Below are 21,392 nucleotides of genomic sequence, written 5' to 3'. Positions count from 1 at the left end.
GTGGCCACAGCGCGCCCGGTGGGCCGAAGCGTACCACGTCGCGCGGACGCCGGGGCCGCGCCTCCGCCGACGTGCCGGCGCAGGAGCGCGAGCTACGTGCCGGCGCGGAAGCGCGAGCCGCCCGTGTCGATCCGCCGGAGCGACGGCACGGTCCCGGGCTGCCACCGCGCTTCGGCGTACTCCATGCGCGTGGCGAGGCGCACGAGATCCGCGATCTCCGGGTGCGCCGCGCAGGCGGCGGCGAGCCCGTCGGGCGTGGAGAGCGGGGCGGGCAGCTCGAGGTCGCGCTCCTTGATGGTCGCGCGGACCGCCGTGGCGATGTTGCCCGCGGCGAAGAGCCCGGCGCGGCGCATCGCCGTGCGCGTCGTCTTGATCGCGCCCTCGTAGGTCATCTTGGCGGCGCTGTCGCAGATCTCGCGGAGGCGGCGCTCGGCGCGCGGGGGGATGAGCTGCCAGAGGTTCTGCTCGAGGCGCACCACGGCCGGGTTGCCGCGGGTGCTGTGCGCGGTGGCCTCCAGGGGGCCGAACGCGGCGACGATGGCGGCGAGCAGCGTGCGGAGCTCGTCCTCCGTGCTGGTGTTCGCGAGGACATGCTCGGGCATGGCCCCGGCGAGGTGGGCGCCGAGCAGGTAACGCAGCTCGGGGGTGTCCTCGCGGACCTCGCCGCGCAAGACCACGGCCGGCGGGCTGACCCGGACGACCTGGCCCTCGGGCGACGAGGGCGCGGGCGCCGGAGCGCGGTGATGGAACAGGGCGGTGCGCAGCAGGCCCAGGTGACCGGCCACGACGCCGTAGATCTCGCCGAGCAGGGTGGGCGAGGTCGGCTGGACGCGGTCGGCGCCGGCGAGGCCGGACTGGCCCGCGTCGCGGCGGTACAGGCCCGTCTCCCACACGATCGCGAGGGCCTCGTTGACCGGGGAGTCGAGGTCGCGGAAGAGCAGGGCGCTCACGAGCTCGGGCGCGTCGCGCTGCGCCGCGAGGAGCGGCGGCACGACGAAGCCGTCGCCGCGCCGGTCGGGGGGGCCGTCGCCGTCGACCTCGAACGCGCGCAGCACGTGCTCGATCGCCCGGGCGTAGGTCATGTTCTTGTCGGCGACCGCGGCGGCCTGGAGGCGCTCGAGGGTGCCCCGGTCGCCGAGCCGGAGGTGGGCTTGCATCCGGCGGACCGCCAGCGCCTCGCGCGCGCGGTCGTCGCGCGGCGCGAAGATCTGCATGAGCCGCTCGCCAGCCTCGTACGAGCCCGCGGCGAGCTCGCGGAAGAGCGCGGCCTCCTCGAAGCTCTCGGCCGCGGACGGCGGCCACGCGGTCAGGAGCCGCGCCGCGGAGGAGGGCGGCTGGATCGACGCCGGCGCGGAGATCGGGGGGGCCGCGCGCTGCGCGCCGGCGCTGCGGATGGAGGGCACGCTGCCGCGCGAGGCGCCGCTGCCCGGCGCTCCCGGCGCGGCCGCGGCGGCCTGCGCCCGCGGGGCCGCCGCGGCCTCGGGCGGGTCCAGCAGGTCTTCCTCCGGCAGCTCGGGCGAGGCACCTTGTGCGGCCTCGGCGCTCAGCGACTCGTCGAGCGGGTCGTTGAGCTCGACGAGATCGATGTGCGCGCCGCTGGAGACCGGCGCGCGGCCGCTCGCAGGGGCGCGGCCGCTCGCCGGCGCGCGGCTGCTCGCCGGCGCGCTGCCGCTCGCGGGCGTGACGCCGCTCGCCGGCGCGCCGCCGCTCGCGGGCGTGACGCCGCTCGCGGGCCCGCGGCTGCTCGCCGGCGCAGCGCTGGGCGGCGGCTCCGACGCCCCGTCGGCAGGTCCGGCGCTCAGGCTCGGGAGCGGCGGGCGAGGCATGACCTCCTCGGGCGGCAAGGTGGCCCGCTCGCTCGCCAGCTCGGCGTTGAGCTCGGCGATCTTCAGGCCGAGCGAGCGATCGGAGCCCGCGAGCACCGCGGCCTGCGAGAGGATCTGCGCAGCGCGATCCGGCTCGCTCGCGGAGAGCAGCCGCGCGAGCTGCATCAGGGCGCGCGCGCGGTCGATCCCCGAGCTCTGGGCGATGAGCTCGTCGAGCGCCCGCCGGGCCGCCGCGGGCTCGCCGCGGGCGGCCGTGAGCTCCAGCTGGCGCCGCAGCGCCAGCGCGCGCGTCTCGGGCTCGGCCGCGGCCTCCTCGAGCAAGCGCGCGGCCGCCTCGAGGTCGCCGGCGTTCTGGGCCGTCTCGGCGGCGGCGAGCGCGACGCGGCCGCGGGCGCGCATGCCCTGGAGGTCGCCGCCGAGGGCGCGCTCGAAGAGCGGAAGAGCGGCCGAGAAGTTCCGCTTCAGGGCCAGGCGCTCCGCCATGCCGAGCGCGACCAGCGTGCTCGGGCCGACCTCGGCGTGGCGCCGGGTCAGCTCGCGCATGCCCGCGCCGTGACCCTGGATGACGTCGAGCGTCTCGGCGAGCAGGAAGGCGTGCAGGTCGACGTGCGCCGGGCGCAGGCGCGGCGCGATGCGGCCGAGCTCCTCCACCGCGGCCTGCGCGTCGCGCGGCGTCCCGGTGCCGCGCAGGCGGTACTCGATGCGGCGGGCCTCGAGGACGGCGTCCGGCGAGTCGGGGGCCAGCTTCACGGCCCGGCGGGCGCGCTCGAGCGCGGTGCCGTCGTCGCCGAGCGACGAGGTGGCGCGCGCCGCCTCGACGAGCAGCTGCGCGCGCCGCTCGGGGGCGTCGCGGGACGCGCTGGCGAGCTGATCGAGCGCCGCGGCGAGCGCGTGGCCGTCCCCCTCCCGGCGGGCGATCTCGACGCGGAGCTCGATGACCGCCTCGCGCGGCGCGAAGCGGGCGACGCTCTCCAGGGTGTCCTTCGCGGACTGGACGTCCCCGCCGCCGAGGTAGCTGCTGCAGGCGCGGAGGCTGTACTCGGCCCGCTCGTCGGTGGTCGTCGCGAGATCGCCCAGCCGGCACCAGAGCGGCGCGGCGCGGAGCGGCGTCCCGAGGCGCTCGTGGATGTCGGCGAGGAACCGGAGCGCGCTCACGTCGTCCGGCGCGACGGCGAGCAGGGCCTCGAGCTCGGCGCACGCCTCGTCGAGCAGGCCGAGGCGCTGCTCGAGCAGCGCGGCGCGCCGGAGCCGCAGCGCTCGCCGCGTGTCCGGCAGCGGCGCCGCCTCGATGCGGCGCGCGAGCAGGGCGGCGACGGCGGCGTGATCGCCGCGGTCGCTCGCGTCTTGCTCGACGATCTCGAGGGCGTGCATGTCGCCCGGGTCGAGCCGGGCGATCGCCTCGTAGAGCGCCACCGCGGCGCCGCGATCGCCGAGCTCCTGCGCGAGCGGCGCGAGCTCGCGCAGCACGAGCAGCCGCATCTCGTCGCCGAGGGGAGCGCCCTGGAGCCGCGTGAGCACGTCGAAGAGCCCCGCGCGATCGTCGGTGCGCCGCGCGAGGCGGATGAGCTCGTCGAGGTGCGCCTTGTCGAACGGGGTCCTCTGCGCGACCTCCACGAGGAGCTCGATCGCGCCCGGGAGGTCCCCGCGGTCGGCGAGGACGCCGGCGAGCTCGCGCGTCATCTCGAGCCGGCCGGCGTCGGGCAGATCCGCGCGCGCGAGCTCGGCCTGGAGCAGCGCCTCGAGGTCGCCGGCGCGCTCGGCCGCCGCGTACAGCCGCCGGAGCCGGGTGACGACCTCGGTGCGCGCCTCGCCGTGGAGCTGGCCGCCGGCGAGCGCCCGCTCCAGGGCGAGCGTGGCCTCCCCGATCTCGCCCTCGCGCTCGCGCTTGTCGGCGAGGTGCAGCAGCGCCTCCAGGCGCCGCGCGACCGGCAAGGCGTCGTCCAGCGTGCGCTTCAGCGCCTCGTCGCCGGTGGCCTCGACGGCGGCCTCCGCCTCGTACGCGAGCGCGTCGTCCTCGGGCGCGCGGCGGGCCGCCTCCACCAGCAGCGCCGCCGCGACCGGCGGGACGTTCAGGGCCTCCGCGAGCTTGCTGCCCCACCGGAGCAGGCCAGGGCCGACGCTCGAGTGCGGCCGCATGGAGGCGGCGTACACCGCCGCCACGAGGTGCGACGCCGGCTCCGTCTCGCGCGCGAGCGCGCCGGCGAGATCCACGAGCGTCTGGAACTCGTCCACGTCGCCGTCGGCGAGCATCGCGCGCTCGATCGCGGCGAGCGCGAGCGCCGGCGCGTCGAGGACCTCGACCGCGATGCGCGCCATCACGAGCCCCGCGCGGGCGCCGTCCGGGCCGTCGAGCTTCGTCAGGCTGGCCTTGACCGCGCGATCGAAGCGGATGGCCTCGACCTCCGGCTGCCCGGTGCACGCGATGAGGTCGCGGATGGCCGCGCCGACGTCCTCGACGATCGCCGGATCCGGCCGCACGACCATCGCGCGGATCAGGATGTCGAGCCGCAGCCGCAGGCCCTCCTCCGTGCGGCCGGCGAGCGCCGCGGCGCGCTTCAGCCACGCGGTGCGCGACGCCGGCTCGGCGGTCGCCGCCACCCGCTCGAGGGCGCGCACGGCCTCCGACGGCTCGCCGACGTGCTCGGCGAGCCGCGCGAGCAGCACGTACGAGGTGCCCTCGGTGGGCACCGCCTCGAAGCTGGCGATGGCGTGCGCGAGCGCGAGCTCGTAGGCGCCGCGGCGCTCCAGCTGGCGCGCCGCGCGGTAGTGGGCGGCGCGGCGCCCGTAGCAGCCCAGGGCGGCGCCGGCGAGCAGCCGGTAAGTCTTGTCGAGCACGTCGACGCCGCCGTCCGCGTCCGCGGATTTCTCGACGAGCGCGACGGCGTCGGCGCGCTGGGGATCGAGCTCGATCGCGCTCGCCGCCGCGGCGAGCGCCCGCTCGGGCAGGCCGTGCTCGTGCGCCAGGTTGGCGGCCTCGATGAGCAGGTTGGCGCGGCGGCGACGATCGTGCCCGACGTCGCCCGCCCATCCGCCGGGCTCCGCCGCGGCCGGCGCGTCGTCGCCCCGCGCCTTCTCGGCGCGGGCGACGAGCGCGTCGATCGCCGCCTCGACGCCGGCGAACTCGCACATGTCCCGCGCATAACCCTTGGTCCCGTCGCTCGGCGACAGCTCGCTCGCCCGGAAGAACGCCTCCTCGGCGGCGCGGTGATCCTCCGCGAGGTCCCAGAGCAGGCTGCCGAGCTCGCGCCACGCGGCCGCGGCCTGCTCCGCCGCGTCGCCGCCGTGCGCGGCGAGCGCCCGGGCCCGGGCCTCGGCCAGCGCGAGGACGCCGTCGGAGCTGAGCCCCTTCGCGTCGAGCAGCGCCGCCTCGAGGCGCTGGATCCGCGCGAGGATCTCCTGGGGATCGGCCTCCACGGCGGCGGCGCGCGCGAGCTCCAGCGCGGCCCCGTCGGGGTCGCCCCCGTCGAGGCGGCAGTCGGCGAGCATGAGCATGAGCTCGATGGCGTGCGGCGTGGAGACCTCGGCCGCCAGCCACCGCTCGAGCACGGTCACCGCGAGCTGGGGATCGCCGGCGCGGCGCGCGAGCTCGAGGAGCCGCTCGCGCAGGAGCGGGTTCTGCGGGCCGAAGACGTCGAGCGAGCGCCTGGCGAGCGCCGTGCCGCGGGCGGGGTCGAGGTCGTAGAGGGCGTGCAGCGCGCTCGCCAGCGCGCCCGCCATCTCGCCGAGCGGCTTCGGCTGCGCGAGGATCCACGCGAGCGCGTCCGAGAGCCTGGCCGCGTCGCCGGCGACCGCGGCGCGGCGGATGAGCTCCGCCGTCGCCTGCGGGCACCCGGGGCGCAGCGCGAGCCAGCGCTGGGTCCACGCGAGCGCGAGCGGCATCTCGCCGAGCGCCTCCAGCGCCCGCGCGAGGCCGTCGCAGAGCGCGCCGCGCGGGAAGACCGTGGTGATGGAGCGCTCGATCGCGGCGGCCACGGCGCGGTCGACCTCGACCGGAGGCGCCTCGCCGCCGTCCGCCGGCGCCGCGGCGAGCTCTGCCGTGAGGATCGCGGCGAGCGTCGCCGCGGCGCGCGTGCTCGACGGGTCCGCCTCGCAGGCGAGCAGCGCCGCCTCGCGCGCCGCCGGCGCGGCAGAGGCCCGCGCGTAGAGCGCCGCGGCGACCGAGAGCAGCACGGCGCGCAGCGCCGGCCAGACCGGCCCGGCCAGCTGCACCACCGCGTCCGCGCGCTCCCGCAGGCGCCCCGTCCGCGTGGCCAGCACGAGCGCGGCGCTGGCGGCGCCGCGGTGCCCCGGCGCCTCGGCGAGGAGCGGCAGCACGTCGTCGAGGGCGCGCTCGTCCTGGCCCTGCCGCCGATCGATCGCCGAGAGGAGGAGGCGGGCGCGCACGAGATCGACCCGCGTCATCCAGGACGCGCGGATCGCCTCGGTCCTCGTGGAGCGCGCGCCCTCGCCCTCCGGGGCCGGCCGCGTCGCCTCGGCGAGCCGGGCGCGCAGCAGGGCGTCGAGCGCGGCGCCGCCGCCGTTCCGGCGGCTCAGCCGATCGAGCGCCAGCAGGCAGCCCCGATCGCCCGGCAGCGCCAGCGAGAGCCCCACGAGCGCCTCCTCGTAGGCGGCGCGCTCCTTCGGGCGGCCCCGGTAGATCACGACCAGCCGGCGGAGCGCGTCGACCCGCCCCTCGGCCGCGTCCGCGCCGCGGAGCGCCCGCTGCGCCGCGGCGAGCGCCTCGTCCTGCGCGTGGAGCCGCGCGGCGATCCGCTGGAGCCCTGCGTCCGCGCGCGCCCGGTCGCCGCCGAGGTCCCTCACGGTCTCGAGCGCCCACCGCGCGAGGCCGGGATCACCGATCTTCTCCTCGGCGACGCTGGCGAGCTCCCAGAGCGCCGCGATCCGCTCCGCCGCGCTCTCCCTGGCCCTCGCGTCCGCGCCCTCGCCGATGCGGATGAGCGCCTCGACGAGCGGCGCCATGTCGCGCAGGGTCGCCGCGTGCTCCCGCAGCGCGGCGTGCGCCGCCTCGTTGCCGGCGTCGCTCGCCGCGGCCTCGATCCAGGCCTCCACGGCGCGATCGGAGCTCGCGAGCGGGCCCGCGTAGAGCCGCGCCAGCGCCGCGTACGCCTCGGCCCTCGGCGCCCCCGTGCGCCGCTCCGCCCTGAGCTCGAGCCGCGCCGCCACGAGCTCGTAGAGCCCGGCGTGCTCGAGCACCTCGTCGACCGCGCCGGCGGCCTCGCCGTCGACGTCCGCGTCGAGCCCCGCGTCGAGCACGCACCCGACCGCGCGCGCCCAGTCGCCCTCCTTCACCGCGGCCTCTAGCCGCCCTCCGTGGACCTCCGCCGCGCTCCGCGGCGACGGGCGCGCGGCGCCCTCGCCCGCGGCGTCCGTCGATCCCGCCGCGCGCGCCGCGCGCGCCGCGAGCGCCTCGGCGTGCGTCCGGAGCACCTCATCGGCGGCGCCGAGCCTGCCGCGCGCGGACAGCGCCTCGACCATGGCGCTGGCGGCCACGCCGTCGTGGGGCGCGATCTCGAAGGCGCGCAGGCGGTCCTCGAACGCCGCCTCCCGCTCCCGCGCGGCCTCGCGCCGCCGGGCCGCCTCGAGGTACGCCTTCGCCGCCACCTCGGGGAACACCTCGTCGGACGCCCAGGCGGCGATCGTGCCGAGCAGCTCGCTGGCCATGGCGTCCTCCGGGGCGAGCTCGCTCGCCTCCTCGAGGGCGTCCACCGCGCCCGCGACGTCGCTCGCGCGCGCGAGCAGCACCGCGATCTTCACGAGGAGCCGCGCCATCGCGCCCGGCGGCTGCGCGTCGTCGCGGAGGCCGCGCAGCGCCGCCGCCGCCAGGGAGGGCTCGCCCAGCCCCGCGAGCCAGCCGGCCAGCTCGCTCCTCATCGCCGGGTCGTCCCCCAGCGCGAGGGCGCGGCGGGCCAGCGTCGCGGCCCGGTCGAGCTCGACGCCCCGCGCGGCGAGGGTCCTCGAGAGCGCGAGCGCCGCCTCGCGCTCTCCTTGCGCGTCGGCGGCGGCGCGGCGCTCTTCTACCCGCGCGCGCCAGTAGGCCTGCTCGGCGCGGGGGCCGCGGTGGCGCGACACCGGCGCGACGGCCCGGCCTCCTCCGAGGATCAGCTGCCCCGCAGAGGCGGGCCCTGCCGGCTCCATCAGCTCCGGGGATGGCAGCGTCCTCCGTGCGCCCGACGCTGATGCTGCCCGATCCGGAGGTGAAGTGCTCATGTCGGAGACCCGCTTCGGGTAGGCTGGTACGGCTCAGCCTACCAGAACGGCCGAGGTACAAGGCCAATCTTCCGGTGAAATCGCGCGTTTTACCGGAGCGTCACCGCGAACGGCAACGCCGCCAGCGCCCGCTCTCCGGCCAGGAGAGGCGCCATGGACGCAGCGAAGGTCCCGACCTCCGGCGCGACGCTGATCCACTCGGGCAGGAGGGCTCCCGCCATCGCGCTCCGCGCGCGCTCCTTGAGGTCCGCGCGGTCCGGGGCCCGCGCGCCGGCCTCGCCGGTGTCCTCGCCCGCGCCGAGGAGCTCGAGCAGGCCGCCGTCGTCCTGCTCGAGCTCGACCGGCGCGTCGGCGGGCAGCTTCGCCAGCTCGCGCGCGAGCTCGATCGCCCGCTCCAGGCCGCCGAGCTCATCGACCAGCGAGCGCTCCTTGGCCTCGACCCCGCCGAAGATGCGCCCCTCGGCCGACGGCGCGATCGCCTCCTCGGGCAGGCCCCGACCCTCCGCGATGCGCTTCAGGAACAGGCCGTAGATCGATTCCATGGAGGCGAGCACGCGGGCGCGGGTGGGCTCGTCCCACGGCGTGAGCGCCGACATGTACGCGGCGCGCGCGGCCCGCCCCGGATCCGGGTTGGCCGCGACGGTCTCTGCGTTGATCCCGACGTCCGAGAGCGCCTTCCCGACGGCGAACTTGCCGCCCACCACGCCGATGGAGCCGATGATGCTCGTCGGCTCGGCGAGGATCTTGGAGCCCGCGCAGGCGAGGTAGTAGCCGCCGCTCGCCGCCATCCCGCCGATCGAGACCACCAGCGGCTTCTCCTTCCGCAGCCGCATCAGCTTCTGCCAGAGCAGATCCGAGGCCAGCGCGGATCCGCCGGGCGAGTCGATCCGGAGCACGACCGCCTTCGTGCTCTCATCCTTGGTGAGGCGCGTGAGCACGCGCCCGAGCTCGCGCTCGCCGATCCCGTCCGACGAGCCGAGCGGCATCCCGCTGGCGGACATGGTGATGCCGCCGATCGCCGGGACCACCGTCACGTGCGGCGCGCCGAGCGCGCTCGCCCCGGAGAGGGAGCGGAACACGTCGACGAGGCTCCGCGAGAGGCTCGCGTCGCGCTCGACGCCGCCGAACCGCGGGACGGAGCGCTCGGCGCCCGCGAGCTTCTTCGCGTCCTCGATCGCGTCCTCGAGGTCGCCGAGCTCGTCGACGAGCCCCCTCGCCTTCGCCTCCTCCGGCGCGAACGGGCCGTCCTCCACGGCCTCGCGGAGCTCCGGCCTGCCGCGCCCCTCCACGATGGCGGAGATCCACGCCTCGCGGAGCCCGCCCAGCGCGCCCTCGAGCGACCGCCGCGCCTCGGGGCTCGACCCTTCGCGCGTGAACGGCTCGCTCGCGCCCTTGAACTTGCCCACCTGCAGGAAGTCGACGTCGACGTTGAGCTTGTCGAGGAGCCCCTTCGCGAACACCAGCTGCGCCGCGATCCCCACGGTGTCGACCTGCCCGGCCTGGCTGAGCCAGAGCTTGCTGCAGCCGGCGGCGGCCAGCAGCATCGTCGCGTTGTTGTACTCGTCCGCGTGGCACACGACCGGCCGCCCCGCCTTGCGGACGTCGCCGAAGATCCGGCCGAGCTCGTGAGCGCGCGCGAACGCGAGGCGCGTGGTCCCGAGCCGCACGAGGAACCCCTTCGCGCCCTCGGACGCGGAGAGCGACCGCAGCGACCGCACGAGCTGCATGTGCGTCCGGCCGCTCGGCGGGCCGAAGATCGACGCCGTCGCGCTCTCCGGCAGCCCGCGCGAGAGGTCGATCTCGACGACCGCCGGCTCGTCGAGGCTCCTCGAGGGCGGCGCCGGCGCCCCCCCGGCCGGCTCTCTCCCGGCGCAGCCGGCGAGCGACGCGGCCGCCGCGAGCGCGCCGACGCGGGCCCACCCTCTTCGTCGATGTAGGCGCTCACTCATGCTTGATCCCCGGCAGATCGGAGGTGTCGATCTCCGGCGGCGTCGGGCTCGGCTGCGCGGCCGGAGGCGTGTGCACGCCGGGGAGATCGCTCGTGTCGATGGTACCGCCCGGGGCCACGTAGTCATCCGGGACCCGGCCTTCGTCCGGCTCGGGTCCGCGGCGAGGGCGCGCCGGCGCGGGCGGCTGGACGGGATCCGGAGCGGCCGGCGCAGGGCTCCCGGGGCGCGCGCTCGGCGCCGGCGCGGCGCCGCCGTCAGGCTTGCTCTGCGCCTTCTCCAGCCGGTCGAGGAAGGCCCGGAGCGCGCGCGCGAGCGGGTGCGGCCGGCCCATGGCGAGCAGGCGCTCGTTCTCGTCCCGCGCGGCCGCGAGATCGCCGGACCGCGCGAGCGCGTAGACGAGCAACATCCGCGCGCGCCCGGGGCCCTGCTCGCTGCTCGCCGCCGTCCGGAGCCCCTCGATGACCGCGGCCCAGCTCGGCTGCGCCTCCGCGAGATCGAGCGCGGCCAGCGTCAGCGTGTTCTCCGGCTGCGCGCTGTCGGCCGAGATCGAGCCCACGAGCCGCCGCGCGGCGGCGAGGTCCCCCTGCATGCGGAGCAGGTCGATCGCCGCGCGGCTCACGCCCGCGTCCGCGGGCGCGACGCGGCGCGCGTGCTCGACCGCCTTGCGGGCCCGCTCGATCGCCGCCCCGAGCTCGTGCCGCATCACGTCCACGTCCGGATCGTCCGCGGCGAGCAGCTGGAGCCGCAGCCAGCGCATCTCCGCGTTGACCGTCTCGAGCCGGACGAGCGCGGCGGCGACGCGCGGGTCGTCCTCGGCGAGCGCGCTCGCCTTCACGAGCTTGTCCCTCGCCGTCTCGAGGTCCCCCTCCGCCAGGCTCCGCTCGCCCTCTCCGAGCAGGACCGGGACGCGATCGTCGCTCGTCTGCGGCCGCGCAGCCTGCGTCGACTTGAAGTACTTCGGACCGAGCGTCGCCGCGCTCACCACGAGCAGCCCCACGACGATCAGCCCGACGACCCACCGGGCGACGCCGGTCCTCCGCGTCGGCAGCGAGGTGATCCGGGTGTCCCCGTCCCCGTCGTCGGCATAGAAGGCGCGCCCCTCCGGCTCCGCCGACGCGGTCGCCCCGGGCCGCCGCGGCGCGCGCTCCCCGCCGGGCGCGCGCTGCGGCGCCGCGCCGCGCCGCGCCCGGGCGCCGTCGTCTCCCTCGTGGCCTTCGGGAGCCGCCCCCTCCGCGGCCTCGACGTGCGGCGGCGGCACGCTGTTCGGGATCCGCAGCGGCGCGACCCCGCCGGCCCGCCCCTGGGCCTCGCCGCCGGCGTCTCCGGCCGCGGGCCTCGTGTTCGCGTGGCGCACCTCCGCGACGCCTGCGCCGCGGAGCGTCCGGGGCTCGGGCCGGCGCGCGGGGTGCCCGTCGGGCAGCGGCGGCGCGTCCTCGGGCGGCACGACGACCCCGGGGGGCCCGCCCGGCCTGAGCGCCGACCGCGCGGACGCGGCGGGCTCGGTCTCGAGGATGCCCACGGGCAACGTCGCGCGGCGCTGCGGCGGCCGCTCCCCGTGCGACGGGACCTCGCGCACGTCCCTCACGACCGTCTCCGCGTCGTGGACCGACTCGGGACCGCCTTCCGGGCTGGGCTCCGCGCGCGGGAGCGGGATCGCGACGGAGACGTCGGTCTGCGCCGGCGCTGGGCCGCCGAGCCCCTGGGGCGTCAGCGACCTCGAGCGGGCGCCGAGGGGCGCCGGCCCGCCGATGCCGAGCGCGGTCCCGGAGATGACCACGCCGCCCGGCCCCTTGAAGAACGGCTCCAGCTCCGCGATCGACCCGAGCCGACGCGGCCGGGAGTTGCCGCGCGAGATCACGTCGTCGCGGGTGATCTTGCCCTGCGCGATCGCCGCCTGGAGCTCGCGGAGCATCCTGAACTCGAGCTCCCTGCCGGTGAGGGTGCGCACGATCCACCGCTCGGGGAGCGCGCCGTCGGCGCGGCGCACCTTGAACTGAAAGCCGCAGTTCGTGCACTTGACCGTCGTGCCGCGCTCCGACACGAGCGCGTCGTCGAACTCGTATTCGGTGCTGCAACGCTCGCAGGTGACATCCATCTGCTCGACCGGTCCCCGTGTCCTCGCGAACGGCTGGCCCACAGGCGCGAGCCTGCCGGGGTTCCTCGATCGGAGGTGGCCGCCCGGATTTCGGCGGAACGGTAGCACGGGTTCCCCCCGGCGCGCCCCAGGGCGTCAGCGTCGCTGCCTTGTTCGGGTCCCTCCAGGTCGCCGCAGCGCCAGGGCGCCGTCGAGCGGCCTCCGCGACGCGGCTCGTCGCGCGCCGGCGCTCGTTTTCAGGCTCGCCGCAGCGCGAAGGCCACACGGCTACGTGAACGCAGCTTCACGGCGCGCGCCTCCGCGGGTGAAATGCGCGAAGCCCTGCTGGGCTTGTGTGGGGCATGTCGCTTGCTACGCTCGTCCCGTCGCGACCGCGACGCGCGGGGGCGCCGCCCCTCGACGCCGCGCGGCCGAATGCTTTCGGGAGACGGTTCATGAAGCGACTTTCCCTGCTGGGCCTCGCGAGCGTGCTGGCGCCCCTTCTCGCGGGTTGTCCGATCTACGGTGACAACGACAGCCACTTCTGTGAGTCGGAGGACTGTGGAGCCGACATCCCGAGCGGCTGTGAGGCGCCGACCGACTGCGGGATCAACGAGACCTGCGGCGAGGACAACGCGTGCCACGTCGGCGACTGCACCACCTGGGGCTGTAGCGACGGCTTCGAGTGCACCATCCGCGACGATCTCACGGCGTCCTGCGTCGAGAGCGGCTCTTCCGGGGCAGGCGGCAGCGACGCCGTGTACTGCGGCAACCCGGACGACTGCGCCGACGGCGAGACCTGCGCGCCCGACGGCACCTGCCGGCCCGGCGGCTGCGCCGAGGTCCTCGCGGGCGGGGAGCCCACCGGCTGCATCTACGGCTACGTCTGCGAGGGCGAGGGCGACGACGCGACCTGCGTGCCGGAGAACCCGGCCGCCTGCGGCGCCGACGCCGACTGCGCCGGGCTCGGCCCCGGCTACCTCTGCGTGAGCGGCATCTGCACCGCGCCGCAGGACCAGTGCTTCGACCAGACCCAGTGTCCGGGCGACGACAAGTGCGTCGAGGGCAAATGCACGCCCGCCTGCAGCGGGGACGCCGATTGCCCGAGCAGCTACCGTTGCGACGCCGCGCTCGGCGTCTGCTCCCAGCCTGCTCAGCCCTGCGTGATCACCGACGACTGCGGCGGCCCCTCTGCTGTCTGCGTCGACGGCGCCTGCGTCCCGAGGAGCGACGGCCCCACCTGCCCCGAGGGCGACGTCTGGGTCGAGAACGGCTGCGTCTCGGACCAGTCGAGCCGCTTCGTGTGCGGCGCGGACGGGGAGCAGGACGTCTGCGCGCCGGGCTCGATCTGCCTCCACCACAGCTGCTACATCTCGTGCGGCCAGCCGAACGCGAACGCGTGCGAGAGCCAGTCGCCCTCGCTCAGCGAGTGCAGGACGGTCGCCACGTCGTCCGGCGTGCACGAGGTGTGCGGGTCGAGCGAGAACCTCGGGGGCGAGTGCGATCCCGAGGCGCCCTGCGATGAAGGCAGGGTCTGCATCGACGGCTTCTGCCGGTAACGCCGCGTAATTTCACCGCGTTCGCCCGCGCCGGCAGGGCTTCCCGGCCCTGCCCCCTCCGTGCGCAATCCGCCCTTGGCATGCGCGCTGCCTCACGTCCCGCCGGTCCCTATTCATCCACGTGAATTCACGCCGAGGGGTGCGCGATGCGCGTGTACCCCGCGCGAGGTGAACCGACGGAGCCACCATGCACGCAAGCGATCTCGTCAACTATCTGGCCGACGTCATCCCTTACAGGAGAAAGAGCGCTCTCGACTGGATCCTGCCCGTCTCGGTCGGCATCGGCCTGGGCGTCGCCGTCGGGGTCGGGGTCGGCGTCCTCGTCGCGCCGACGTCGGGCGAGGAGGCCCGCCGCCGGCTCCGCGACAACGCGAGCCGGCTGCGCGAGCGCGCGGACAGGGTCAAGGACCGCGCCCTCAGCGCCGCGCAGCGGGCCCAGGAGCAGATCCAGGAGAGCACCGGGACGACCGCGGAGGATCGCTCGTTCGCGAACGATCTCGCCGCCCGCTGAGCGGCAGCGAGGCGGGCGCGAGGCGCCGCACCGTCCCGGCGCGGTGCGGCGCCTTCCATCATTTCCCGGCCGCTTTCCGGCCTCCGAGCGACATCTGCGCAGCCGGAGCGGCACAAGCGATGCTTTTCCGAGAGCGGATGGATTGAGCGAGTCACCTCGCGAAGCGCGCCACCGAAGCCCCTTCAGATCATGCATTACCGGACGCTCACCGCATTCTTCCCGGGTCGCACGGAAGCCGCTGGCGCCTTTGGCCGCCTCCTCGCCCTGGGCGTCGCTGCCGAGGATATCAGCATGGTGCCGAGGCAGCTTTCCCGTCTGGACGACATCGAGCTCACGATCCACAGCAAGGCCTCCGAGGGGGCTGCCTTGGGCGCCGTGATCGGGGGTCTGCTCGGTGGAGCGCTCGCCGCGATCACGGCGGGCGGCGCGCTGATCATCCCCAGGCTCGACGCGTTCCTGGCGGGGCCTCTCGTCGCGTGCCTCGCGGGCGCGGGCGCCGCTGGCGCGGCCGGCACCCTGCTCGGCGCCGTGCTCGGCGCGCGCCTGCCCGAGTACGAGGCGCGCTGCCTCGACGAGGCCGGCAGCATCGGGGGCGGCGCGCTGCTCTCCGTCCGGTGCTTGCCCGACGTCTCCCGCAGCGTCGAAGAGGTGCTGAGCGAGAGCGGCGGTCGCCGGATCCGCAAGACGTACAGCCGCAGGGCGTGAGCGGCATGAGCGGGAGCAAGGCGACCTGGTGATGAGCGGCGGCGCAGGTGGCGCCGCCGTCGTCAGCGTTGGCGGCGCCGCCTGCGCCGCCGTCGTTCGAGCGGCTTTCTGAGCTCGGGGCGAGCTCAGGGCGTCGATCCGAGCTGACCCTCTTCGGTTTGCGGCAGCTCGTGGAGGAGGGCTTGGACTGCCTGGACGAGGGTGCCTTTCACGTAGCTCCGGGTCGCGAGGGCTCCGAGCTTGCTGAGCACCCGCGGCGTGAGCCCTCCGCCGAGCAGGAACCCGAGCCCTGCCGCTGCCGCGATCGCGACGTGCGGGTTCTCCCTCGAGAACGCCGCGACCGCTCGGGTGATCTCCGTCGCGTCGAGCCGCCCGAGCGCGTCGTTCCCCTTCGCGCCCGTGCCGCCGTCCTGTGTCGCCTCGACCTCGCCTTCCATCGTGATGACCTCCTTCACCCCAGCCGTGTGACGACCCGTCCGATCAGGTATCCCACCGCGGCCACAGCGCACAGCGTGGCGATGGGCCGCTCTTGCACGAGCGACACGAGCCTCTCGTCCGCGCGGCGAACCTCGCTGAGGACGGCGGAGACGTTCAGCTGTCGCTCTCGGCGTCCGGCCTCTTGATCGATGCTTCCATTGACGACCATCGTGAGCCCCTCTCCAGCAATGCCCAAACCACCCGAAACCCGTGCACCCGCTGCACGCTCCAGCCCCCGCCGCCCGCGGGCAAAGCCCCCCATCGCGGAGATCGTGGAGAACCGGCGCGCGCCCCTCGCACCGTCGCCAGCGCGCCGAGCACTGTAGACGTCGAGGTGGGCCCGTCTCCGAGGCGGTCGACCGCCGCGCTAAAGGGGGAGGGAGAGGGCGCGGAGCGCCCTGCGGAGCGGGTCCGCGCCGTCGCACACGGCGACGCGGTCGGCGAGGGGCAGCTGCGCGGCGCGGGCGGGATCACCCTTGAACCAGACGGCCCGCATCCCTGCCGCGAGCGCGCCCTCGACGTCTGCAGCGAGCGAGTCGCCGACGTGGACCACCGCGGCGAGCGGGACGCCGAGGCGCTCGGCCGTCCACGCGAAGATCTCCCGGCCCGGCTTCTCGAACCCGAGCCGCCCCGAGTCCGCGACCGCCAGGAAATGCGCGGACCACCCGAGCTCGTCGATCAGCTCGGCGAGCCGGCCCTCCGAGTTCGACAGCACCGCGACCGGCACCCCGGCCCGCCGGAGCTCGACCACGACGTCGATCATCCCCGCGATCGGGCGGCGCCAGAGGTTCTTCCGCGGCTGCTCCGTCCAGAGCCAGTCGACGGCCTCATCGACCGCGCCCGCCGCGACGCCGGCCACCTCGAGCATGCGGCGCATCAGGATCTTCCAGGGATGGCCGCCGTACCCGCGGAGGATCGCCTCGTTGTACGCGCGCCAGCCCTCGTCGATCGCCTCGTCCAGCCGCTCCCGGGGCGAGGTGATGCCGCGCTCCGCGAGGCGCGCGGAGAGCAGCTCGGTGTCGAGCTCCGCGAGCGTCTGGCCAAAGTCGAAGGAAACGGCGGTCGCGGGCGCGTCGTGCATGGTCACTCGGCGTACATCGCCTCGATCTCGCGCGCAAAGTTCTGGCTCACCTTGCGCCGCTTGATCTTGAGCGTCGGGGTCAGCTCGCCGTCCTCCAGCGTGAGCCCGCGCGGCAGGATCGAGAACTTCTTGATCGTCTCGACCTGCGCGAGCCGGCTGTTCACCTCGTCCACGGCGCGCTGCACGGCCTCGCGGATCTCCGGCGCCTCGCGCGGCACGTCGCGCGGCACGTCGTCACTGAGCCCGCGCTCGGCCGCGAAGCGCCGCACGGCGTCGGGATCGAGCACGATCAGCGCCGTGAGGAACCTGCGCCCGTCGCCGAGGACCACCGCCTCGGCGATGAGATCGTGGCGCTTCAGCGCCTCCTCGATGTTCGTGGGGGAGACGTTCTTCCCGCCGGCCGTGATGAGGAGATCCTTCTTCCGCCCGGTGATGTGAAGGAAGCCCTCCTCGTCGAGCCTGCCGAGATCCCCCGAGCGCAGCCAGCCGTCGGCGAGCGCCTGCTCGGTCGCCTCCGGATCCTTGTAGTAGCCGAGGAACACGTTCGGCCCCTTCACGAGGATCTCCCCGTCGTCGGCGATCCTCACGTCGACGCCGGGCACGGCCGGCCCCACGGTGCCGAGCTTCGTCCTGCCCTTCACGTTGTAGCTCGTCGGCCCGGTCACCTCGGACTGCCCGTAGACCTCGGTGATCAGGAGGTCGAGCGACGCGAAGAACTCGAGCACCTCTTTCGCGATCGGGGCCGCGCCGCAGCTCATGGCGTGCGCGCGGGCGAACCCCACGGCCGCCTTCACCTTCGCGTAGACCAGCTTGTCGAAGAGGCGGTGCTGCAGGGCGAGCATCGGCCCTGGCCGCTCGCCCCGGGCGCGGAGCTCGCTGCACTGCAGGCCGACGCGCCTCGCCTGCTCGAGCGTGAACCGCCCGAGGCCCTTCGCCTCCGAGAGCTTCGCCTCGATCCCGGCCTTGAGCTTCTCCCAGATGCGCGGGACCCCGAAGAAGATCGTGGGCTGCACCTCCCGGAGGTTGCCCGCGACCGCCTCGAGCGACTCCGCGAAGTACACGGCCGAGCCGGCCGAGGCCGGGAGGTGGATCGTGAACATCTGCTCGGCGATGTGCGAGAGCGGCAGGTACGACAGGTGGACGTCCCAGGCCGAGAGCGGGATGATGCGCGCCGACACGTCCGCGGTCCACGTGAGGTTCTCGTGGCTCAGCATGACGCCCTTCGGCGGCCCCACCGTGCCGGACGTGTAGATCAGCGTCGCGAGGCCGCCCGGCTCGAGCGCGTCGAGCCGCTCGTCGAACAGCTCGTCCGGGACGCGGCTCCCCCGGTCCAGGAGCTCGTCCCAGGTCAACACGCGCGGATCGTTCGCCGGCTCGGCGCCCCGCATCTGCACCACCCACGCGAGCTGCGGCAGCCGATCCCACTGGCCGAGCACCTTCTCGAGCTGCCGCCGGTTCTCGACGAGCACCACCCTCGAGCCCGCGTGTTCGAGCACATGGCGCACCTCCTCGGGCGAGCAGGTCGTGTAGATCCCCGCCGGCGCGGCGCCGATCGCCATTCCGGCCACGTGGAGCACCACCCACTCGGGCCGGTTGAAGCCGAGGAGGCCCAGCGTCCCGCCCGGCTCGACGCCGAGCGCGAGCAGCGCCTTGCCCGCCCGCCGCACCTCGCCCGCGTACTCCCGGAAGCTCGTCATCCTCCAGAAGCCGCCCTCCTTCACGTAATGGGCCGGAGCCTCGGGCCGCACCTTGGCCTGCCCCAGCAGCCGCCGCGGAATCGAATCGCAAGGCATCGGCTACCCCCTCGAGGAGCGATCATGCGCGAGCATGGGTGAGTTTCCTACCTCCTCTTCCACGGCAAGGGAACCGCGCGGAAGTCACAGGGTTCACCTGCCCAGCGTGGCCCCATTTCCGTGAGAACGGAACAGTCCCGCTGCGCGTCCGGCGCACGGCGCGGCGCCGAGGTCGCCCCGGGTGGCGCGCTGAGCGTGGGCTCGGTCAGGCCCGCGCGGGCGATCCGATGCGGGCGGCGCGAGGTGTGGTTATCGCTCTGGATTACCGGGTGGACGAGGGCTCGCCGTCGAGGGCGAGCGATCGCCGCCCGCGTGCTGCTGCGCGCGCCCGGCTCCGCCGCCAGCTTGACTGGACGTGATTCGATCAGGACCATTCGGCGGTGAGCGAGCACAAGAGGACGATCGGAGAAGCTGACTGGGCGGTGGACTCCGCCCGCAGCGACGAGCTCGCCGCCTCTGGGCCGCCAGAGCACGTGCAGGCATCGCTCGAGGGGCGGACCCTGCGGTCCCGGCAGCTGCCCTCCCCTCTATCCGTCGGGCCCGCGACCGTCCCGATGCGGCGCCCGGACCGCGACGCCGCCACGACCGTCGGCCGCGACGCGCCGCCGGACGTGCCGCCGTCCCCCCCTGACCGGCGCGGGCGGAGCCTCGGCAAGTACCGGTTCATCGCGACGCTCGGGCGCGGCGGGATGGCCGATGTCCACCTGGCGGTCGCGGTGGGGCCGGCGGGCTTCAGCAAGCTGCAGGTCATCAAGCGGCTCCGGCCGAACATCGCCGACGAGCCCGAGTTCCGGGACATGCTGCTCGACGAGGCCCGCCTCGCCGCCCGGCTGAACCACCGCAACGTGGTGCAGACCAACGAGGTCGGCCTCGAGGACAGCGAGTACTTCATCGCCATGGAGTACCTCGAGGGGCAGCCGCTGAGCCGGGTGCTCTCTCGCGCGCGGGATCAAGCGCGCCCGCTGCCGCTCGCGGTGTCGCTCTGGATCCTCGGCGAGGTGCTCGCCGGGCTCCACTACGCCCACGAGCTCGTCGACTACGACGGCACGCCGCTCCACGTCGTGCACCGCGACGTCAGCCCCCACAACATCTTCATCACGTACGACGGCCAGGTGAAGATCGTCGATTTCGGCATCGCGCTCGCCGCGCGCCGCGCCGTCGAGACGCAGGCCGGCACGCTGAAGGGCAAGGTCGCCTACATGGCGCCGGAGCAGGCGTTCTCGCCCTCGTCCCAGATCGACCGGCGCGCGGACATCTTCTCGGTCGGCGTCATCCTCTGGGAGCTGATCGCGAGCCGCCGCCTCTGGCGCGGGCTGACCGACCCGCAGATCATCTCCCACCTGATGCGCGACATCCCCGATGTCCGCACCGCGCGCCCCGACGTGCCGCCCGAGCTCGCGCGCATCGCGGGCCAGGCGCTCGCGCACGCGCGGGACAAGCGCTACGCGACGGCCGCCGCGCTCCGGGCCGACCTCGATCGCTACGCGGAGCGCCTGGGAGAGCAGGTGACGGCCCAGCAGGTCGGCGAGCTCGTGAGCGGGCTGTTCGCCGAGGAGCGGGCCGAGATCCGAGCGATCATCGATCACCAGCTGAAGAACCTGCGGGAGCGCGACCCCGATGCCGGGGGCGTCGAGCTCTCGGGGCGCGCCTCGCGGCTGCCGTCGCTGCCGGTGCGCGAGACGCTCGAGTCGTACCCGCCGCCCCCCGAGGAGGGGACGATCACCACCTCGTCGCCCTCGGCGCCCGCTCCTCCAGCGCAGCGCTCGACCCTCCCCCAGGGGACGCTGCACGCCGTCGTGCGGACCGAGCCCGCCGCCGCGGCGCGGCCCGCGCCGGCGCCGCCGCGCTCGCGGCGCCCGCTCGTCGCGGCGCTCGTGGTCGTCGCGGCGCTCGCCGCCGCCACGCTGTACCTGAAGCTGCGCGAGCCGGCCCGCGAGCGCCGCGGCATGACCGCGCCGCCGGCCGAGAGCGCGCCGACCGCGCCGCCGCCCTCCGCGCCGGCGCCGCCCTCCCCCAGCGCCGGGGCCGAGCCGCCGGCCCCCGAGCGCAGCGCCGGGCGCGCGGGGGAGGCCGGGCTCCTCCGCGCCACGATCAAGGCGAGCCCCGCCGGCGCGAGGATCTTCGTCGACGGCGGGGAGCTCCCCGCGAACCCGTTCGAGGGAAAGCTCATCAAGGACGGCGCGGCGCACCGGATCGAGATCACCGCGCCAGGCCACGTGGCGCAGCGGCGCATGATCGTGTTCGACAAGGACATCGACCTCGAGGTGACGCTCCACATGGCCCCGAAGGGCGCGCCGCCCCCCGCCACGGCGACCGCGAGCGCCACCCCGCCGGCGCCGACGCCGCCCGCCGGCGAGATCGATCCCACGGTCCCGCCGCCGAAGCCGGATCCGTACTGATCCGCTGCCAGCGGTGAATTACAGATCCCTGTACCCCGACGGCGGCTCGGCGAGCTTCGCCGACTTCGCGACGCCGCGGAACACGTAGTCGGAGTAGCTGTACGGCCCGTCCGACCACACGAGGAAGTCGCCGACGAGCACCCCGTCCGGCGCGCCCTCGCAGAGCTCCGGCGCCGCGAGGATCGGCCCTTCGTTGTAGACCGGCGCCGACGCGTTCACCTCTTCCTGGGCCTCCTCCATCGCGGCCAGCGCGCCGGCGTGCCGGTCCGCGTCGAGCTCGTCCACGGGGTACAGCTCCCAGTCGAGCAGCACGAGCTCCGGGTGCGGGGGATCGTCGGGGGCGGACTCGAAGGGGGCGTGGGTGGCCTCGGGGAGGCCCGTCCGCGCGAGCGCCTCGCGCAGGCGGTCCTGGTAACGCAGCGCCGCCTCGTCCGGCGTCCAGAAGGCGGTGAGGGCGGCGATCACCTCCTCGGTGCGCGCCTCTCGCCAGAGCGAGGGATCGCGCGAGCCGAGCTCGAGGCCGCGCTCCTTCTTGAGGCGCGCCTCGAAGGCCGCGGCGTGCGGCGCGAACTCGGGCAGCTCGGCCAGGGCGTGGTCGACGGACCAGTGCAGCCGGTGATCAACCTCGCGCACGTACCGGTGCTTGCCGAGGGCGCGGAGGAGTCGGGCGATTTCGTCGGGTGTGCGCACAGCGAACGACCAGGCAAGCATCATGGGGAAGGGCTCTTCGGTCCGTGCGGGTGGTCGCGCCGAGCCGGCTCGGCGCGGCGGTCAGGCAGGCCGGCGCGGGCGTCGAGCACCTCGGCACGAG

11 protein-coding genes are annotated in these 21,392 nt (G+C 75.4%); 4 read left to right on the top strand and 7 right to left on the bottom strand.

Going from position 1 to position 21,392, the window contains the following annotated elements; translation table 11 throughout:
- Positions 1-92: 92 nt before the first annotated feature.
- The 3 genes from WMF43_RS48045 to WMF43_RS48035 form a co-directional block, all read right to left on the bottom strand.
- The gene (locus WMF43_RS48045) at positions 93-7,961 is read right to left on the bottom strand and encodes a hypothetical protein (RefSeq protein WP_437675607.1); all 7,869 of its coding nucleotides are present in this window, start codon (positions 7,959-7,961) and stop codon (positions 93-95) included.
- A 161-nt stretch (positions 7,962-8,122) separates the two neighbouring features.
- Entirely contained in the window at positions 8,123-9,982 is a 1,860-nt protein-coding gene (locus tag WMF43_RS48040; RefSeq protein ID WP_437675606.1) for a S49 family peptidase, read from the bottom strand.
- Positions 9,975-12,119: a zinc-ribbon domain-containing protein gene (locus tag WMF43_RS48035; RefSeq protein ID WP_437675605.1), complete on the bottom strand. Its 2,145-nt coding sequence runs from the start codon at positions 12,117-12,119 to the stop codon at positions 9,975-9,977. Before WMF43_RS48035 ends, WMF43_RS48040 begins: the two co-directional genes overlap by 8 nt.
- Positions 12,120-12,511: 392 nt before the next feature.
- Here WMF43_RS48035 and WMF43_RS48030 point away from each other — a divergent pair, with 392 nt between their 5' ends.
- The 3 genes from WMF43_RS48030 (at position 12,512) to WMF43_RS48020 (ending at position 14,831) form a co-directional block, all read left to right on the top strand.
- Positions 12,512-13,615 carry a hypothetical protein gene (locus tag WMF43_RS48030; protein ID WP_437675604.1) on the top strand — a complete coding sequence of 368 codons (1,104 nt, stop codon included), beginning with the start codon at positions 12,512-12,514 and terminating at the stop codon, positions 13,613-13,615.
- Between the two features lie 187 nt (positions 13,616-13,802).
- On the top strand, positions 13,803-14,126 hold the full coding sequence (locus tag WMF43_RS48025; RefSeq protein WP_437675603.1) for a YtxH domain-containing protein: 324 nt from the start codon (positions 13,803-13,805) through the stop codon (positions 14,124-14,126).
- 291 nt (positions 14,127-14,417) lie between these two features.
- The gene (locus tag WMF43_RS48020) at positions 14,418-14,831 is read left to right on the top strand and encodes a hypothetical protein (RefSeq protein WP_234023175.1); all 414 of its coding nucleotides are present in this window, start codon (positions 14,418-14,420) and stop codon (positions 14,829-14,831) included.
- Between the two features lie 125 nt (positions 14,832-14,956).
- Here WMF43_RS48020 and WMF43_RS48015 read toward each other — a convergent pair whose 3' ends face one another.
- From WMF43_RS48015 to WMF43_RS48005, 3 genes are all read right to left on the bottom strand, one after another.
- Positions 14,957-15,286, bottom strand: coding sequence for a hypothetical protein (locus WMF43_RS48015; RefSeq protein ID WP_437675602.1), 330 nt, complete (start codon positions 15,284-15,286; stop codon positions 14,957-14,959).
- Positions 15,287-15,675: 389 nt separating this feature from the next.
- Positions 15,676-16,389 (bottom strand): HAD family hydrolase, encoded by a 714-nt coding sequence (locus WMF43_RS48010; protein ID WP_437684228.1) that lies wholly within the window; start codon positions 16,387-16,389, stop codon positions 15,676-15,678.
- A 2-nt stretch (positions 16,390-16,391) separates the two neighbouring features.
- Positions 16,392-18,182 carry an AMP-dependent synthetase/ligase gene (locus tag WMF43_RS48005; RefSeq protein WP_437675601.1) on the bottom strand — a complete coding sequence of 597 codons (1,791 nt, stop codon included), beginning with the start codon at positions 18,180-18,182 and terminating at the stop codon, positions 16,392-16,394.
- Positions 18,183-18,562: 380 nt separating this feature from the next.
- On the opposite strand from WMF43_RS48005, the gene WMF43_RS48000 reads away from it, so the two are divergent.
- Positions 18,563-20,581, top strand: coding sequence for a serine/threonine protein kinase (locus WMF43_RS48000; protein WP_437675600.1), 2,019 nt, complete (start codon positions 18,563-18,565; stop codon positions 20,579-20,581).
- 18 nt (positions 20,582-20,599) lie between these two features.
- Here WMF43_RS48000 and WMF43_RS47995 read toward each other — a convergent pair whose 3' ends face one another.
- Positions 20,600-21,295, bottom strand: a complete 696-nt coding sequence (locus tag WMF43_RS47995) for a hypothetical protein (RefSeq protein ID WP_437675599.1) — start codon at positions 21,293-21,295, stop codon at positions 20,600-20,602.
- Positions 21,296-21,392 lie beyond the last annotated feature (97 nt).

Source organism: Sorangium sp. So ce131 (assembly GCF_051519095.1).
GTDB lineage: Bacteria > Myxococcota_A > Polyangia > Polyangiales > Polyangiaceae > Sorangium.
The sequence above is the reverse complement of the archived record's forward strand: the minus strand, read 5'-3'. Positions and strand labels throughout refer to the sequence as shown.

Bases quoted from the DNA above. Each gene is read 5' to 3' on its own strand.
- WMF43_RS48045 (WP_437675607.1), bottom strand. From the start codon at position 7,961: ATGGAGCCGGCAGGGCCCGCCTCTGCGGGGCAGCTGATCCTCGGAGGA.
- WMF43_RS48040 (WP_437675606.1), bottom strand. From the start codon at position 9,982: ATGAGTGAGCGCCTACATCGACGAAGAGGGTGGGCCCGCGTCGGCGCG.
- WMF43_RS48030 (WP_437675604.1), top strand. From the start codon at position 12,512: ATGAAGCGACTTTCCCTGCTGGGCCTCGCGAGCGTGCTGGCGCCCCTT.
- WMF43_RS48025 (WP_437675603.1), top strand. From the start codon at position 13,803: ATGCACGCAAGCGATCTCGTCAACTATCTGGCCGACGTCATCCCTTAC.
- WMF43_RS48020 (WP_234023175.1), top strand. From the start codon at position 14,418: ATGGTGCCGAGGCAGCTTTCCCGTCTGGACGACATCGAGCTCACGATC.
- WMF43_RS48010 (WP_437684228.1), bottom strand. From the start codon at position 16,389: ATGCACGACGCGCCCGCGACCGCCGTTTCCTTCGACTTTGGCCAGACG.
- WMF43_RS48005 (WP_437675601.1), bottom strand. From the start codon at position 18,182: ATGCCTTGCGATTCGATTCCGCGGCGGCTGCTGGGGCAGGCCAAGGTG.
- WMF43_RS47995 (WP_437675599.1), bottom strand. From the start codon at position 21,295: ATGATGCTTGCCTGGTCGTTCGCTGTGCGCACACCCGACGAAATCGCC.